At 33.1% G+C, this 17,980-nt stretch carries 15 protein-coding genes; 5 read left to right on the top strand and 10 right to left on the bottom strand.

Going from position 1 to position 17,980, the window contains the following annotated elements:
* Position 1 precedes the first annotated feature (1 nt).
* Positions 2–1,840 carry an MFS transporter gene (locus tag Q361_RS07365; RefSeq protein ID WP_103726083.1) on the top strand — a complete coding sequence of 613 codons (1,839 nt, stop codon included), beginning with the start codon at positions 2–4 and terminating at the stop codon, positions 1,838–1,840.
* A 103-nt stretch (positions 1,841–1,943) separates the two neighbouring features.
* Here the strand turns inward: Q361_RS07365 and creD are convergent, their stop codons facing one another.
* Genes creD through Q361_RS07335 form a run of 6 tightly spaced genes read right to left on the bottom strand, consistent with a single transcriptional unit; the run spans position 1,944 to position 5,661 of the window.
* The gene (gene creD, locus Q361_RS07360; protein WP_103726082.1) at positions 1,944–3,221 is read right to left on the bottom strand and encodes a cell envelope integrity protein CreD; all 1,278 of its coding nucleotides are present in this window, start codon (positions 3,219–3,221) and stop codon (positions 1,944–1,946) included.
* Positions 3,222–3,238: 17 nt separating this feature from the next.
* Entirely contained in the window at positions 3,239–3,541 is a 303-nt protein-coding gene (locus Q361_RS07355; RefSeq protein WP_103726081.1) for a hypothetical protein, read from the bottom strand.
* Positions 3,525–4,184, bottom strand: coding sequence for a DUF1361 domain-containing protein (locus Q361_RS07350; protein WP_103726080.1), 660 nt, complete (start codon positions 4,182–4,184; stop codon positions 3,525–3,527). Before Q361_RS07350 ends, Q361_RS07355 begins: the two co-directional genes overlap by 17 nt.
* Before the next feature lies 1 nt (position 4,185).
* On the bottom strand, positions 4,186–4,683 hold the full coding sequence (locus Q361_RS07345) for a hypothetical protein (RefSeq protein WP_103726079.1): 498 nt from the start codon (positions 4,681–4,683) through the stop codon (positions 4,186–4,188).
* 42 nt (positions 4,684–4,725) lie between these two features.
* Positions 4,726–5,022, bottom strand: a complete 297-nt coding sequence (locus Q361_RS07340; protein WP_103726078.1) for a winged helix-turn-helix domain-containing protein — start codon at positions 5,020–5,022, stop codon at positions 4,726–4,728.
* A 33-nt stretch (positions 5,023–5,055) separates the two neighbouring features.
* Complete coding sequence (locus Q361_RS07335) at positions 5,056–5,661, bottom strand: hypothetical protein (protein WP_103726077.1); 606 nt, start codon at positions 5,659–5,661, stop codon at positions 5,056–5,058.
* An 87-nt stretch (positions 5,662–5,748) separates the two neighbouring features.
* On the opposite strand from Q361_RS07335, the gene Q361_RS07330 reads away from it, so the two are divergent.
* Complete coding sequence (locus Q361_RS07330) at positions 5,749–7,116, top strand: M28 family peptidase (protein WP_103726076.1); 1,368 nt, start codon at positions 5,749–5,751, stop codon at positions 7,114–7,116.
* A 334-nt stretch (positions 7,117–7,450) separates the two neighbouring features.
* Here the strand turns inward: Q361_RS07330 and Q361_RS07325 are convergent, their stop codons facing one another.
* From Q361_RS07325 to Q361_RS07310, 4 genes are all read right to left on the bottom strand, one after another.
* Positions 7,451–14,233, bottom strand: coding sequence for a choice-of-anchor L domain-containing protein (locus Q361_RS07325; RefSeq protein ID WP_103726075.1), 6,783 nt, complete (start codon positions 14,231–14,233; stop codon positions 7,451–7,453).
* A gap of 64 nt (positions 14,234–14,297) precedes the next feature.
* Positions 14,298–15,143, bottom strand: a complete 846-nt coding sequence (locus tag Q361_RS07320; protein WP_103726074.1) for a hypothetical protein — start codon at positions 15,141–15,143, stop codon at positions 14,298–14,300.
* Positions 15,144–15,205: 62 nt separating this feature from the next.
* A complete protein-coding gene (gene kdsA / locus Q361_RS07315) occupies positions 15,206–16,024 on the bottom strand; it encodes a 3-deoxy-8-phosphooctulonate synthase (RefSeq protein WP_103726073.1) in 819 nt (272 codons plus the stop codon).
* Between the two features lie 82 nt (positions 16,025–16,106).
* Positions 16,107–16,550, bottom strand: a complete 444-nt coding sequence (locus Q361_RS07310) for a 2-dehydro-3-deoxyphosphooctonate aldolase (protein WP_103726072.1) — start codon at positions 16,548–16,550, stop codon at positions 16,107–16,109.
* Between the two features lie 89 nt (positions 16,551–16,639).
* On the opposite strand from Q361_RS07310, the gene Q361_RS07305 reads away from it, so the two are divergent.
* The 3 genes from Q361_RS07305 (at position 16,640) to Q361_RS07295 (ending at position 17,961) form a co-directional block, all read left to right on the top strand.
* On the top strand, positions 16,640–17,197 hold the full coding sequence (locus Q361_RS07305) for a YeeE/YedE family protein (protein WP_103726071.1): 558 nt from the start codon (positions 16,640–16,642) through the stop codon (positions 17,195–17,197).
* Positions 17,198–17,204: 7 nt separating this feature from the next.
* A complete protein-coding gene (locus Q361_RS07300) occupies positions 17,205–17,618 on the top strand; it encodes a DUF6691 family protein (RefSeq protein WP_103726070.1) in 414 nt (137 codons plus the stop codon).
* Positions 17,619–17,691: 73 nt separating this feature from the next.
* Complete coding sequence (locus tag Q361_RS07295; protein ID WP_103726069.1) at positions 17,692–17,961, top strand: heavy-metal-associated domain-containing protein; 270 nt, start codon at positions 17,692–17,694, stop codon at positions 17,959–17,961.
* The last annotated feature ends 19 nt before the right edge of the window (positions 17,962–17,980 follow it).

Genomic DNA, 17,980 nt, shown 5'->3' with positions numbered 1-17,980 from the left:
TATGAGTTTAGAATCACAAAAAACAAATTATCCAGCATTATATACCCTAATTACCGTTTTCTTCTTTTGGGGATTTATTGCAGCAGGAAATAGTGTTTTTATTCCGTTTTGTAAAAACTATTTTTCTTTAGATCAATTTCAGTCTCAATTGGTAGATTTTGCCTTTTATACAGCATACTATATTGGAGCTTTAGTGTTATTTGCCTTTGGCGATATGAACGGAAAGGATATTGTAGGAAAATGGGGGTACAAAAAAAGTATTGTATACGGTTTATTATTTTCGGCACTTGGTGCAGGCGCTATGATTATTGCTGTAGAATCTAATTTATATCTCGGAATGCTCGTTGGTTTATTTATTGTAGCATTAGGATTTTCGTTGCAACAAACAGCTGCCAATCCGTTTGCTATATTATTAGGTAATCCAAAAACAGGAGCGAGTAGGGTAAATTTAGGTGGAGGTATCAACTCATTTGGTACTACAATTGGCCCTATTGTAGTGGCTTTAGCGTTGTTTGGTACAGCCAAAACAATTTCAGATGAACAAATTAAACATTTAGCACTCAATAAAGTAGTGTTGTTGTACATAGGTGTTGGATTGTTGTTTTTGGCTGCCGCAGCATTATTTTATTTTTCTAAAAAAGTACCGAGCGGTATTGCCAACGAGCCTATGGAAAAGGCAAATAAGGCTTTACGAACATTGGTTGTAATGACAGGTATTTTGGCAATAATGTTTAGCCCTGTATTTGCTAGTTATAGTTCTGATGAGGCCAAAGAAATTGCCTCTATAGAAAAAAACATAGAGCCTACTACCACAAAAATGAATAAGTTAGTCGATACATTAATAGAAGTAAAACACAACGAAAAGCTAACAGAACCCGAAAGATTAGCTAAAAAAAGTACTTTAGAAGAAAAAATAGCAACGCTAAAACTTACAATAAAACCTCAAACAGATAAAATAACCACATTAAAAATGCCTTTAGAAAAATATAGAATGTATTGGCTATCTGGAGCATTGCTTGTGGTGATAATTGTTTTGTTGTTTTCGTATTCATCTGCCCAAAAAAACGCTGAAGGTTGGGGAGCAATGCAATATCCGCAATTAATATTGGGTATGTTGGCAATATTTACCTATGTGGGTGTTGAAGTAGCTATTGGTAGTAATTTAGGCGAATTACTCAAGATGAAAGATTTTGGAGGCTTGGTATCTTCAGAAATAGCCCCGTATATTTCGATGTATTGGGGAAGTTTAATGATAGGGCGTTGGGCTGGCTCAATAAGTGTATTTAATCTTACAGGAATCAAAAAAACGGCTGCTTTAATTGTAGTTCCGTTGCTTGCTTTTGGTGTTATTTTGGCGGTAAATATTTTATCGGGCAAAGATATGAAGCCTCTATATTATTATGTAGTTTGTGTGCTTGTTCAAATTGCAGCATTCTTTTTAAGTAAAGACAAACCTGCAAGAACTTTAATGATTTTTGGAAGTTTTGGAATTGTAGCCATGCTGGTAGGATTATTCACAACAGGTACTATAGCCATATATGCCTTTTTGGCTGGTGGTTTGGCGTGTAGTATTATGTGGCCTTCTATTTTTAGTTTGTCTATTATTGGATTAGGAAAATATACTTCGCAAGGTTCTGCGTTTTTAATTATGATGATTTTAGGTGGTGGAATTATTCCGCCAATTCAGGGTAAATTATCTGATATTATTGGTATTCATCAATCGTATATAATTGCGGTAGTTTGTTTTGCATATTTAACTTTATTTGCTGTTTTGGTTAAGCGCATACTAAAAAAACAAAATATAGATGTTGATGTTATTGAAACAGCAACTAGCCATTAATGCGAGAATTACGCTTAGTAATATATCGCAGTAACGATATTAAATAAAAAAACTCCGATTGAAATGTAATTTTCTTTCGGAGTTTTTTACTGTGATTAAACTTTTATTTATTCCATTCTATTTTTCTAGAAAAATACATTACAGCACTTAAAATAGCAAACAAACCAATACTGCCTACTAGTAGAGCATAATCTTCTAGTTGAATAATTACATAAATAAAAGCGTACAAAGCTGTAAGAGAGGTCGCTATAAATAAAGCAAACTTTTTTTGCTGTAATATAGATCGTGAGTATAACGAAATTACAACAACCACAGCTACTCCTGCTATTATATAAGCTGTACTAAAACTACTATGCTCGGTAATAGCTATAAGCAACGTGTAAAACATTACAAGTGCAATACCTATCATAAAATATTGAAAAACATGCATGTTGATTTTACTTAAAGTTTGTATTAAAAAAAACACCAAAAAAGTAAGTCCGATTACCAAGAAACCATATTTAGCAGCTCGTTCGTTTTGTTGGTATTGATCTACTGGAGTAATAAATTGGGTTTGTACACTGTATTTTTTTAAATCGGGTAGGGTTTTAAATTGCTCTTGGGTAAATGGTCTGTTAAAATGTAATATTTTCCATGTAGCTTCAAACCCTTTTGCCGATACATTTCTACTTGTAGGAGCTATAAATCCGTTAAAACTTGGCGAATTCCAATTGGATTTCATAACAATATTGGTGGTTTTACCAATAGGAATAATAGAGATAGACTCGCTTCCATTAATTTTTATTGTAGAAGAAAAAGATATAGGAAAAACCGCTTTCGATAAATCGATATAATCAGATTCTAAATATTCTACAGTATTGTTGGTAGATGGCTCAAAGTTAAGTTGGTAACTTCCCCATTTCATTGAAACAGAATCTTTAAGACTTTTTAAATTGTTGGTTTGTATAATTATTTTGGCTTTATTCCAATAAATATCAGATGTTGGAATACTGTTTTTGGCAAAATTGGGTGCCGAAAAATTCCCTTTTATTTGAAATACAGCACTAAACACATTCGATTTATAAATACTTCGTTCCAAAGGTTTTTCCATTTGTGTAGTAATGCTATTTTTTAATTGATTCGGAAAGAAATAAGCATAATTTAGCGTGTTGCTTAAATTGTCTTTGTAAGGAATACGAATTATTGGTCCGTATAACTCAATAGCATTTCCCCACTTATCTGTAGTTTCGCTTACGACTTCTTTTTGTCTTTGACTTCTTTCGTCTATTAAATTTTGTACAAATACCAAAGGTATTAGCAGCACTAAGGCGATAAAGCCAATGAGAAACATTTTTACTGATGTGTTTTGAAAAAATGAGGTTTGTTTTTCTTGATTTTCCATAATGATGTAATATTAAATTAATGTATTGATGCTACTATAGTGAAATAAAGTACTGTTACAGGAATGTTTGATAAGAGTAAAAACATTTCTATAACAATATCTTCTTTATTGTTTTTTGAAAATAAAAGCTTGAAAATAAGGTACATAAACATGATGCTATTGATTATAATAGCAATAATTACATACCAAAAACCTAGATTTATTAAAAAGGATGTTTTAAAAAGCAAGTAGGATATCAATAGTAATGTACCCATTACAAATGATAATAAGGCTATTTTTGTTGATAAAGGCAATGTTTTGAAATTAAAAAGTGTGTTCATGTGTGGTAATTTTTTTAAAACAGTACAGCGTTAGGTATATAAATAGGCCAAAATGAAAAGAAAATAAAACAGGTTTTAAATCTATAATTTGTTGGAATAGTGTTTCTATAAGGTAAGTGGGTTGCAGAATAATATCCCAACTATTAAATCGTAATATTCTTCCAATATAGATGCCAAAACCGCTAAGAATAGCTAGTAATACCAAATGCCATTGTTGTATTTTGATAGCATATTTAAGCTGCACTACTTGGCTTATTTGGTTGATAGAAATAAAACCGGCGTAGAATCCTGTAATAGCACAGCTTAGTATAATAGTAGCATCTAACCAAAATAGGTGTTTACTAGATTTTGGCAAATGCACAACATCTGTTATAATATAAAATGAGTTGGGTAAAAATACTAGCCATATCAGCAAAAGTATGATTAGCTTTGTTTTAGATAAGAGTTCTCCTGTAAAATGAATGTAAGAGCTTATTAGTAAAGGTATTATTCCTAAAAAAGTGTTCCACACAAGAAAAAACAAGTAAATACTTTGTGTAAGTGTCGCTCTACATAGCAATAGCAAGATAGAATAACTTAATAACAAAAAAAGAGTAGTACGTTCTTTTCGGTACAACATACTCATTAGCCATAAATATTTCATATTAGTTTATATTAAAAGTAAATTGCAATTGTAGTAACGGAATGCTGAGTAATTTTTCAAAATCTAGGTTGTAAAACGTATGCGCTTTTTTACCTTTTTGGTATTGCTCTTTAAAACATTTGTACGACAAGGGATAAAAAAATAAGCCTGTAGCAATTACAATAAAAAGAAAGAGACTTCTTTTTCCGTTACCCAGTAGGTAGAATTGTAACTCAATTTCGTTTTTTACCGTCAATCCGCTACGGGTTAGCACATGAAAAACATCATGGTCTTCAAGCTGAGGTTGTATTTCTAAACCATTTTCTTGTAAAAAAAGCCCCAATTGATGCCCTAAACTTAGGCTAGGGTAGTCTAGCAGTATAGGAATTGTAATATTCCAGGGCTTGTTTTTTTTAAATTGTTTTTGATATGGATTTTTAATAGACTTATATATGTATTCTATTATAATTTCTCTCCATTCAAGAGTGTTTTCTTGTTTTTTAATAAGTGTTGCTATCATGTTTAAAGTACTTTGTTTTTCAAAGTTAAAAAATAAAAAATTTTATGTTTTATGTATGAGTTTTTCTAATGCTTCCAAATGTTGGCGAAATGCGTTTTTACCCTCTAGAGTAGCGGCATATTTTGTATTGGGTTTTTTACCAATAAATTGTTTTTCAATTCTTATATAGCTCTCATTTTCGAGTGCTTTAATGTGACTTGCTAAGTTTCCGTCGGTAACCCCAAGTAACTCTTTTAGCGTATTAAAATCGGCTTCTTCGTTTACCATCAATATAGACATAATGCCCAACCTTATACGGTGGTCAAAAGTTTTATTTATATTTTGTATGATGGATTTCATGGTTTGCTATTTATTTTTTTTAAAATATATACATTATCTATCGTATTTATAATACATTACACTTCCGTAAACAATATGGCAAATACCAAATCCTATTACCCAAAAGTAAAGTCCATACCCAGAATATTCTACTGCAATAAGCCCGAGAATAATTTGTGTGATGCCTAAGTACCTTACATCGCGCAAGGTATACTTGCTCGCATTTAGGCACGACATTCCGTAAAAAATGAGCGTAATAGGAGCAATGAGTCCGAAATAACCATTTTTTAATAAGAGTATGCTAAATATCCCGCCTGTAACCAGTGGAATGCAAAAGTTTATTATTAATCTTTTTGAAGTAGCATTCCAAATATGTTCATTGGCTTTTTTTGCTTTTTTTACAGTAAGAAAGTAAGCCGTACCCACAGAACATACCAATACAAGAAAGGCTAAAATAATTAAATTTCTAAAAGTAGTGCTTTCTAGAGTTATGTATTCTTGTCTTTCTGCATCTATCATTGTTTTTGCAACGGCAGCGCCAATTAGAGCATATAGTCCTGCTAAAATACCAGATAACCCGCTTAGCGATACAAATTGAGTAGAGCGCGACATGAGCTCTTTAATGTCTTTTAAGTCATTTAAGTAATTTTGATTTTTCATATAAAAGTACTTTGATATGCAAAGTTAAATTAAAAATAATTTTAAAACCAAATAAAATTTCATTTATTTTTGATAAAAATAGTTACAATGAAAAATCTTATCTATACTTTACTATTTGTTACAGCAGTTTCGTGGTCTCAAACCACAGATGAGCACATGCTAAAACAAATTTATAAAACAGCGCTTACAGATGTTAATTGCTATTATTGGCTCGATGACTTGTCCAACAAAATAGGCCATCGATTATCGGGTTCTGATGGTGCAGAAAAAGCAGTACTTTATACCAAAACTCAACTTGAAAAATTAGGCTTAGATAGAGTGTATTTGCAAGAAGTTATGGTGCCAAAGTGGGTTAGAGGTGCTCAAGAGGTAGCTTATGCAGAGGTAGGAAAAACAAAAACTAGTTTTCCTATTTGTGCTTTAGGATTATCTGTAGCTACGCCAAAAAATGGATTAAAAGCCTCTATTATTGAAGTAAAAAGTTTAGAAGAGCTAAAAGTATTGGGTGAAGAAAAAGTAAGAGGTAAGATAGTTTTTTTTAACAGACCTATGAATCCTGAATATATAGAAACTTTTCATGCCTATGGTAGTTGTGTAGATCAACGCTCTTCGGGTGCACGCGAAGCAGGACTTTTGGGTGCTCTAGGAGTAATTGTGAGATCTATGAATCTTAGGTTAGACGATTTACCACATACAGGCATGACTAATTATAAAGATACTCCACTAGAACAACGAATTCCTGCTGCTGCTATCAGTACAAATGGAGCAGAATTACTTAGTAAAATGCTAAAGGATAATCCTAATTTGCAATTTTATTTTAACCAATCATGCGAAACCTTTCCCGATGTTAAATCGTACAATGTTATTGGAGAAATTAAAGGTACAGAACACCCCGAACGTATTATGGTAGTTGGCGGACACTTAGATTCTTGGGATTTGGGCGATGGCTCTCAAGATGATGGTGCTGGATGTGTACAAAGTATGTCTGTTTTAGAAATTTTTAAAAAGTTGCATTATAAACCTAAAAATACAATAAGAGTAGTATTGTTTATGAATGAAGAAAACGGTGTAAAAGGAGGATTAAGATATGGTGAGCTAGCATCTGCAAGCAAAGAGAATCATATTTTTGCTATGGAAAGTGATTCGGGCGGATTTTCGCCTAGAGGATTTTCTATCGAATCTGATGATGAGAGTTATGCTAAAATCGCTGGTTGGAAAAATCTATTTGAACCTTATCTCATTCATATTTTTGAGAGAGGTCATTCGGGTACCGATATAGGCCCAATACAATCTGAAAAAATAGTTAAAGTAGGGTTACACCCAGATTCACAACGCTATTTTGACTACCACCATGCTGCCAACGATACATTTGATTCTGTAAACAAAAGAGAGTTAGAATTAGGTACTGCTACCATGGCGTCATTAATGTACTTATTTGATACTTATTTTAAATAATAAATCCAAAACTGAAGAATTATACTAAAGCAATCCAATATTATTAATTTTTTGTGTTGTATATAATTCGAGGAAATACAGAATATTTACTTAATTTAATATAGAATACAAATAGGTTATCATTATATTTATTCCTAAATCATAAGAAATATGTTTTGTGAAATTTATAAAAGGTTTCCAAATTAAAAATGACCAAGAATTTTTAGTAGCTAAAAATAGAGAAATACCTAAAGACATTAGCTTATTATTCCGTACAAGATTATAAAAGAGATTCTATTAATTTCAAGAATAAAAAAAGAGGTTCAATATGAACCTCTTTTTCCTTCTTTTTAATTTATTTTATTTCTCTATTTATGTAAATCCAACCTGTTTTGGCAGCGCCACCACTGTTGTATTCTATTACATAATAATAAGTACCGTCTGGTAGTTCATCTCCTTTATCAGATTGACCAATCCATTCATTGCTATAGTTAGATTTCGCATAAACTTTGGTGCCATATCTGTTATAGATATGAAGTTGAGAAACTCCCATGCCTCTCAAGTCAAAAAACTCATTTTTACCATCACCATTTGGTGAAATACCTTTTTGTACACCACAATTTATAGTAGATACAGTAATGTTTTTAGTTTGAGAACAGCCATTAACATCTGTTACAGTACAAGTATAGATACCCGTATTGCTTACTACTACAGAACTTGTTTGACCAATATTGGTATTTGTAGAAGATAACCAAGTATAAGTAGCTCCATTTGTATTAAAACTAGCATTCTCTACAGATAATACATATTGTGTACCATCACAACCTCCTAGTAATTCAAACTCAGGTAAAGCATTTAATACTAATGTACTTTGTACAGCATTACTTGTACACCCAGTAGCTGTATCTGTAATTTGTACACTATACACACCAGCAACATTCGTTGCAAAACTAGCTACATTACCAGGATTATTTACTCCCGTTGGAACTGTCCATGTGTAAGTATAAGTACTAGAACCATTTGGTGTAGCCGTAATCGTAGAGTTGCTACCAGCACATACAGTAGGAGTATTTACAGTAACTGTTGGTTTGGCAATTATAGTAACATTGCTTGTTAAAGTTGTAGAACAACCAGTTACATTATCTGTAATTGTAACACTATAACTACCAGCCACGTTTGTACTAAAAGAATTTACGTTTCCAGGACTTGTAGCTCCAGTAGGAACTGTCCAAGCATACGTATAATTTCCAGATCCAATCGTAACAGAAACTGTAGCGTTTGTACCTTGACATACTTGTGGGCTATTTACAGTCGCCACTGGAGGATTATTTTGAATTACTACTCCAGAAGCAGGATTACTAGAACACGAACCGTTTACTGTAGTAACAACAACGGTATATGTACCAGGTGTTGTTGTAGTAAAACTTGCAACACTACCAGGGTTTGTTGCCCCAGATGGAACAGTCCATGCATAGGTATAGTTACCTGTAACGGTTGTTGTAGCTGTAACTGTAGCAGGTGTTCCTGCACAGATACTTGGATTGTTTACAGTAACAACTGGAAGCGTTAAAATAGTAACAGTACTAGACACTGTAGTCGTACAATTTGTAACAGTATTGGTTACTACTACTTGATAGTTTCCTGCAACACTTGTAGATAAAGAAGGTACATCACCAGGATTTGTAACTCCAGCAGGAACTGTCCAGTTGTATGAGTATGTTCCAGAAGATGTTACATTTGCTAATATAATACCCGATGATCCCTCACATATTGTTAGGTTGTTTATTGTTACAATAGGTAAACTATTTATCGTAACTGTAGCGTTGGCTGTATTTGTGCAACTTGTTGCTGTATCTGTAACAATTACACTATAATTTCCTGCAACGTTTGTAGTAAATGAAGCCACATTTCCAGGATTTGTAGCTCCAGTAGGAACTGCCCAAGAGTAGTTGTAAGTGCTACTTCCTGTTACTGCAGTTAATGTAGCATTATCTCCTTGACATATAGTTTGATTTGCTACTGTTACAGTTGGTAAACTATGTACAGTAACAGTTGCAATAGCGGCTATACTTGTACATTGTGTATCAATATTTGTAATAGCAACAGTATAAGTTCCTGCTACTGTTGTGGTAAACGAATTTACATTGCCTGGAGATGTAACACCAGTAGGTACAGTCCAAGTGTATAAGTAGTTTCCTGTAGTTGCAGGAGTTGCTGTTAAGGTAGCTTGTTGTCCTTGACACACTGTAGGAGAGTTTACACTTACCACAGGAGCATTAGGAATACTTAAAGTAATTGTATTAGAATTTGTATATGTACAACTATTTGCAGATACAATAAAGTTGCTGTAATTTCCTGCGCCTAAATTTGATAAAATAATTTCTCCATTAGCATTACTTACTAAATTTAATGGGCCTACAGTAGTAGCGCCATTGGTATATGTAACCGAATAAGTTGTTAATGATGCCAAGCCACTTATTTTTATAGAACCATCGGTACTATTACAAGCACTTGGATTTGTAGAAGTGTAACTTGGGTTTAATTGTATTTTAAATGATGCAATAAAGTTAGCTCCACCATTATTAATAATTATAGTATCATCACATTGTGAAGTAGAATTATAATCTCCATTTACATCATAATAAACTTCAAGCATATAATTTCCAGGAGCAAAAGCTGTCAAGTCTATAGGTGATTGAGAATCACTTAATACTTTTTGCCATTTTTGATCGCCTGTGTTACAAGGTCCACCAGAAGGGAATGTTCCACTATTACAGTTGTCAAAGAATGGTAAATTCATAACAGAGAAACTACCTGGTGTAGAACTTTGTAAGTATATTCTATAATATAAATTGGCTGCACAAACATTTGCGGTTGTAGATTTAAAGGTTTTTACTTCTGCACCTCTCAATTTTAATGCACCTGAATTTTGAACGTAAGTACCTAAATCAGCATTTGTAAATATGTTTGAAGCAGGTCCAATAATATCTGTTCCAGATCCTATAGTGTTATAAAAATTTGAAGTAGCACAATTTGTAAGCCATACTGCACTTGCATGACTACCAAAGTTACAATCACTGTATACAGTAATATTCATAACTACAGGTTCTGCACATTGTCCAGCATTTGGAGTAAAAGTGTATTGACCAGAAGCAGTATTACTTACTGTAGAAGGATTCCATTGACCTGTAATTCCATTTAAAGAAGTTGTTGGTAAAACAGGTGCTGTACTACCTGGGCATATTGGTGCAGGTATTGTAAAGGTTGGAGTAATTAAATCGGTAACAATCAAGTTAAATTGACTAATAGCAAAACATCCAGCAGAGTTAGCTACTCTAGCCCAAATAGTTTGTTGGTATTGAACTGTATTTGTATAAGTAGCTGGTAAAGCATTTGTGTTTGCTTGGGCATCTGCTAATGAAGCAAAATAAGAAACAGTATACGTTGTTGCGCTTAAAGTACCTAATACCGATGCGTTGTTTGATGTTAAATTGAATGAACTAAACCCTGTATTACTACAAGCTACCAAATTATTTGGTGTTCCTAAAACAATAGGAGCAAAATACTCTACTGTAATGGTATCTGATGCCGTACATGTAGTATTATTGTAAGTAGCATTTATAGTATATACACCAGGTTGATTTACCGTTAAAGTAGGTCCTGTTGCATTTGGAATTACATTTGTGCCTAACATCCACGTAAATGTGTATGCAGCAGGATCTAGACCACTATTAATTGTTGTGGTTGCATCAGGGCAAATGGCATTTCCATTAGAAACCAAGAAATCACTTCCTAAGTTTACTTGACCAATATTAAAACTATCTCCTTCGATAAATACTGCTGAATCGTAAGCAGTATCAGATCTATCGGCAACTACCAATTTGATATGATATTGATGTCCAGGAACCACTATAGAAGATGCAGTCATTGGTACTGTATGTCCGTTATAGTTTATTGGAGCACCTAGAGGATTTAATCCTTGAGGCAATTGATAATATTTGTCAAAATATTGAGGATTTACAGAAGCACATGTGGTATTGTATAATTGGTTTCTTATTGTTACAACAGAGATAGGAGAAGTAGTATTTGGTACTAGAGCTAAGTTTGTTGTAACATTTGTTGTTAAGTCTGTTAAGTAAAAAGCAAATGCATCAGAAAAATCACATTGAAAAGTACCATATTCTTCAGAAGCAAATATGAAATTAAAACTTAAATTATCATCAATTGGAATAAAATCAAACTCCAATTTAGAAGCATTTTTAGAGTTCATAGCATTTCCTGTAGCTGCTAGTATAGTAGCTTCTAGTTGGGCATCTCCAGGCCAACCTGCTCCGTCACTTAATATAGTAGAATTTGGTCCAGGTGCATTGTTTGCATTACCAGAACATAAAATAATACCATCGTTGAAAGGAAAGTTTGAACCATTTTTATTAAAATATCCAATACCATTCGTAGAGCCAAAATTTGTTCCAGTAGATGAAGTAATATTGGTAATAGTTGCACACGGAGAGTTTACTAACACATCTGTAACCAATTGATTAACGGTGTATTGAGTAGTAGATGTTGAAATAGGAGGAGGAGGTGTTCCTATGCATACTGTAAATGCAGATGTTTGATTGGCAGTAGCTGTCCAAGTATAAACTCTTATAAAATAAGTTTGTCCTACAACTAAATTATTTGCAGTACTTTGATTAGGATCACTACAATATAATTGCGTTAAGTTACCACACGTACCAGTATATAATACATGAAATAAATCGATAGTACTTCCTGTAACATTATTAAGAGATATGATGTGCGTTGTACTTGTTGCTGTAAATTGAAACCATACATCGTCATCATCTGTTCCAGTACATGTATTGCCTTCTGGAGAAGCAGTAGCGCCAATTACGGTTCCTGCCACTGTTTGAGCACAAGTAATTCCACTATTAACAGGTACATTTATTGCATTAGCACAGTTATCGTTTGCTATGGTTGTTGTAAAGTTTACTGGTCCAGACCAAGTAGATAAGTCATTTGTACCACAAATAGCTCTAATATATACACTATATGATGTTCCCGATGGTAAATTGTTAAATGTATAAGGGTTTTGAGTAACAATAGTTCCAGTAGAAGTAGCCGTTGGAGCAGGGGCTGTAGTAGGTTGTAAAATAATTTCCCAACTTGTAGCAGAGCTATTATTTGTCCAACTTACTGTAGCAGAATTTTGAGTAATACCCGATATTTGAATATTTGTTGGTTTTGGACAAGTAGGAGGTATACAAGTAACGGTTCCAGAATACAAAAGCGTATTTTGTAAGCTTGTACCTGGGTTGTGTTGGTATAATTGTTCTCCAAACGGATCTACAACGGTAATACCTACCTCAGTTGGGAATGATCCACCAGCATTCCAAAAAACATCAAATGTTCCTGGACATAATACAACAGGTACTGTAACAGGATTTTGCCCATTTGCAGTAGTTGGTCCTGTTAAAGTAGCTATAGTTACACCGTTTTGTTTGATGCTTATAGTGTTTCCATTCCAACCATCTCCAAAAGAGTCTTTAACTATAAAAGAATAAGTACAACCTGTATTGCAAAGTAATGTATTGAATAGGAAAGGACCGCTCCATGCACTAAAAGTACCATTGCCACAGTCGGCTCTTACCCAATATTGATAAGCAGTTCCTGCAGTTAAGCCATTTGCAGGGTAATTTGTATTGGTATTAGCAGTAGCTCCTGCTCCTGTAGGAACAGAAGATCCAGCAGCTTGTACTGCTACTTGCCAAGATGTTGCCCCACTAGGATTTGACCACGATAAATTGGCCGTAGTCATTGTCATACCTGAGGCAGTAAGTGCAGCTGGAGGCGCGCAATTTACTTGTTGTATATTGAGTGTATACCCAGTTGTTTGAGGAGTTGCCCAAGTTGAAATTACAAAATAATAGGTTTGTCCTGCGGTTACATTCAAATCAAAGTTTCTTATATTGGTATTGCTATTAGCTACACCAGCCAAACAACTTACACCAATGTTCGCACAGCTATTATAAACAAATATTCCAGAGTATGTAGCAGTAGGAGTCATTTGTACATTAATAATTCCTGTAGCAGGAGCAGTATAAGAGTATACTACATCATTACCATTAAGATATGAACTAGTAGAACCACAGCTACTTCCTGGACTACCTTCAATAGACGGGTTATCAGAAAAATTTGAGGTATTATTTGTAGTACTGTACGGTAAAGATGTTATATTTATCGGGTTTGTACAACTTACACCAGGTGTAGTAGTACTAAAAGAAAATGGTCCTGCCCAAATACTGTTTCCTTGAGAACATAAAGCTCTTACATAATAATTATAAGTTGTATTTGAGGTTAAACCAGAAGCTATATAAGGTAATGTACCATTATAAACAGTTCCAGTACCAGTTGGCGTGCTAGTAGAAGGAACAACCTCAATTTCCCAAGAGTTAGAACCATTTGGATTCCAAGATAAACTAGCAGAATTATTAGTAACATTTGTTGCTGTTAAGTTCGTAGGAGCTAAACATTGTGCAATTATTTTCACATCATCAACATACCATCTATCGCCAGAAAGGGTTGTTGAAGGTTGTGTAAATTTCATTACAAATGCCACATAAACTTGCGTGCCTGCGTAAGCAGAAAAATCTACAACTTTTTCTTCGTATACATTGTAGGTAGTTACCAAACTTGTTTCTGTCCATTCTTGAATAGTCGTGTAGGAAGCAACATTTGTCTGTGATGGAGCAGTAGAGGGTGCCACTTTAATTTGTAGCTTTGCTCCAGCATCTCCGTTGTAACCTAATCTAGTCCAAAAACGTAATTGACCATTTGCAGGTACTGTTACGAGTGGGGTAGCTAGATAATCTTCCGAAGTATTATTTTGGCCTATATTTTCTCTATCAACAAAGGCAGTTTGTGTGCCATTGTAAATAGTTCCGGTTGTCGTATTGACAGTCCATCTTTTGGCCAAACCAACTCCGTTATCAAATACAGCCCAATTGCCCGTACCCAAAGTCCAATTGGTTGCTGGTAAAGCATCTGGACCTGTAGTACTTTCAAAACCTTCTAATGAAAGCTGAGCAAAGCCTGTAAATGAAAAAAGAAATAATAAAAGTAATTTGGTAAATTTCTTCATAATTTATTTATGATTATGTTATAGATAATTTACCAAAAATAGAAAAAAAATAAAAATAAACGAATTATAATCTAAAAATTCCTCCAAATGCTACTACAGTTTGTAAAAAATGAAAGTCTTGACTAGCTTTATCAATATTTTCTCTATATGTAGTTTGTATATTTGGCATATTAATATACCCTCCTTTTAACTCGGTTTGTACAAAAAAGTATTTAAAAAATGTAAAATTTAAACCTACTTTTCCAGAAACTCCATAACCTGCTACATGAAAATCGTCATGTCTTTCCATACCCATAAGTTTAGCATTTGTTTTTGGGTATAAAATACCTGCTCCTAAACCTTCTGTAAGATTTATCTGAAATTTATCGGTGTTTTGTATACCAAAAATTTTAGAAATATCATCTACTCTACTGAATTCTGAATTGATATAGTTTAAGCCGTCTGTATGCTCAAATGTTAAAAATTCTTCTGTAAGTAATACTTCATTAGCTGATATTGTTTCTCCATAACTACCTTGGTTAGGGTAAGTACCTGAGTAATTTACGGTTTCAAATTGACGCATAACATATTTCATGTGGTCTAGCCCAATAGAAATGTTGTAATGATCATTTAAAAAATACCCCATTCTAAAATTGGTTTGTGGAATGGTCATTCTTTTTGGGTTTACATAATCAACATGCCAACCTTTTGGTTTATCATCAGCAATGACATTATATAATGTAAAATCGTAGTTATCGCCTCTAAATCTTATATCTGATTTTGAGTAAGACTCGCGGTTTCCTCCCCAAAAAATATAAAATTTGCCTTTATTATGCGATGTATATTTTTCAGGTGTTGTAGTTGTATTAGTTTGTGCAACGGTAAGTAAATTGTAGCATAAAGCTAGAGCTAAAAAAGTAATTTTTTTCATTTTTTTGATAATCATGTGTTATAAAATAATCGTTTTAAGAGAGCTATTGATTATTTTAACTTTTAAAATTGAGTAATGGTTTTTCTAATAGCTACTAATTTTTTCATTAGGTCTTCAAAATAATCCAAATGAAGCATATTAGCACCATCACTTTTTGCGTTGGCAGGGTCGAAATGGGTTTCGATAAATATTCCATCTACACCAACGGCTATTCCTGCTTTGGCTATAGTTTCTATCATATCGGGTCTGCCTCCTGTAACCCCAATAGTTTGATTAGGTTGTTGTAATGAGTGTGTTACGTCTAGTACTGTTGTAGCAAATTGTTGCATGGTAGGAATTCCTCTAAAATCTACTACCATATCTTGATAACCAAACATTGTTCCTCTATCGGTAGCCATTACATTGGTATTATTACAATCTAATACTTTTTGAACGGCGTGTTTCATGCTTTCTGGACTCATAAATTGTCCTTTTTTTAAGTTTACAACCTTTCCTGTATTGGCAGCAGCAACTACCAAATCGGTTTGTCTTACTAAAAAAGCAGGAATTTGAAGAATGTCTACATATTGAGCAGCTTTTTCGGCATCTTCGTTGGTGTGAATATCGGTAACTGTTGGAATATGAAAAGTTTCAGATACTTTTCTAAGTATTTTTAATGCTTTTTCATCGCCAATTCCACTAAAACTGTCTATTCTAGAACGATTTGCTTTTTTAAAAGAACCTTTAAATACATACGGTATTTGTAAAGCATCTGTAATTTTAACAAGTTTTTCGGCAATTTGTAAAGCCATTTCTTCGCCTTCTATAGCGCAAGGGCCAGCAAGTAGAAAAAAGTTATTGGAATGAGTATGTTTTATTTGAGGTATATTGTTAATATCCATGCGAATTTTTTTTGCAAATATACTAAGAAAAAACCTTCTAAAAATACTCTCAAAAGGTTAAATAAGTTGTTGAATATAACATTTATTTTATACTAAATCCTTTAGGGCAATATACTTTACCTCGCTCAAACAAATTAATATATAATTTTGCTGTACTCGTATCTTGAAAAGTTATTTCATATACACTTAACATACCAGCTCCCATTACATTTCTTTTGCTAGGAAAAGGACAACAATCTTCTAGTTTTTTGTAAGTAAAATTTTGATTTTCTTTCCCTAAAAGAGCATTGAAAAACAAGGATATATTTTTTTCGGATAATTTTTCATTTTCAAAACCAAGATTAATTGGATAGTCTTGATGATACCCATATTTTGCTTCGGGTGTGTTTTCTGTAATGACAAAAGCATTATTTTTAATAACAGGTTTTGGAGCTGTATTGTCTACATTTTTTAACGTAGATTTTGTACTGATGCAAGATACAAGCGTACTACAAATAACAAGTATCAAGAAAAAAAGTTTTTTCATTTTGTAAAATTTGACTTTAAAGATAGCTTTTTAGCATAAAATTAAGCAAATATCGAACCACAATTTTTAAATTTGCAAAAATATTTGTGATGGAATTATTTACAGGAACTTGGCATTGGGCTATATCTGGTTTTTTGATTGGCTTGATTATGTTGGTGCTTACTTATTTTGGAAAAACCTTCGGAATGTCTTCCAATTTAAGGACAATGTGTTCTATGTTTGGTGGTAAAAAATTTTCTGATTATTTTAATTTTGATTGGCGAGAACAAAAATGGAATTTAGCTGTAGTACTTGGCTCTATAGTAGGAGGTTATCTTGCTATACATTTTTTATCGAGTGAAAATATTCTACAATTAAACCCCAAAACAATTGCTTTGTTACAAGAAATCGGAATAGATAATCCCAATGGTAATCTACAACCAGAAACTATTTTTAGTTTAAGTTCTGTTTTTTCCCTCAAAGGCTTTTTAATTTTATTAGGTGGTGGTTTTTTAATAGGTTTTGGTACCCCATATGCTGGAGGTTGTACGTCTGGCCATGCTATATCAGGATTAAGTAATTTGCAATTACCTTCATTAATAGCTGTAATTGGTTTTTTTCTTGGAGGTTTACTTATGGTTCATGTAATTATACCTTTAATTTTTTAGAATAGATATGAAACTATTGCGTTTTTTTATAGTAGGGGTTGTTTTAGGTATAGTACTTACAAAGTCGGAGGCCGTTTCATGGTATAGAATATTTGAAATGTTTCATTTTCAGTCGTTTCATATGTTTGGTATTATTGGCGTTGCTATAGCCACAGGCGTATTGGGAATAAAACTCATTAAGAAAAAAGAACTTAAAGATTACAGAGGCTTACCTATACAAATTCACGACAAGCAACGTTCATTTTTTCGATACATATTTGGAGGAATTATGTTTGGATTGGGTTGGGGTTTGGTAGGCGCTTGTCCTGGGCCAATATTTATATTGTTAAGTACAGGTTTGGTTTCTATACTTGTAGTTTTAGGCGGAGCTTTATTAGGGACTTATATTTATGGTATTGTAAAAGACAAATTGCCACATTAATAAGTGTGACAAATGTCACAAAACAACCGGCTGCATAAGTGTAATTTTGTTGTTTAAATAATAAGTTACAACTATGAAGATTACGCTTTCTATCCAAAATTTAAAATGTGGTGGTTGTGCAAAAACCATTGAAACCAAATTAGCAAATCTTGACAATATTTCTGAAATAAAAGCCAACCCAAATGAAGATTCGGTTACTTTTCAATATTTAGAAGAAAAAGATTTAGAGTTGGTAAAAAATACATTAAAAGAAATAGGATATCCCGAAATTGGAGATGAGAATTCGTTTACTACCAAAGCCAAATCGTTTGTGAGTTGTGCCGTTGGAAAAATAACTTCATAAAAAAAGCACTTTTTTAAAG

Source organism: Flavobacterium croceum DSM 17960 (genome assembly GCF_002917885.1).
GTDB classification, from domain to species: domain Bacteria; phylum Bacteroidota; class Bacteroidia; order Flavobacteriales; family Flavobacteriaceae; genus Flavobacterium; species Flavobacterium croceum.
This window is presented reverse-complemented; position numbering and strand designations above follow the sequence as displayed.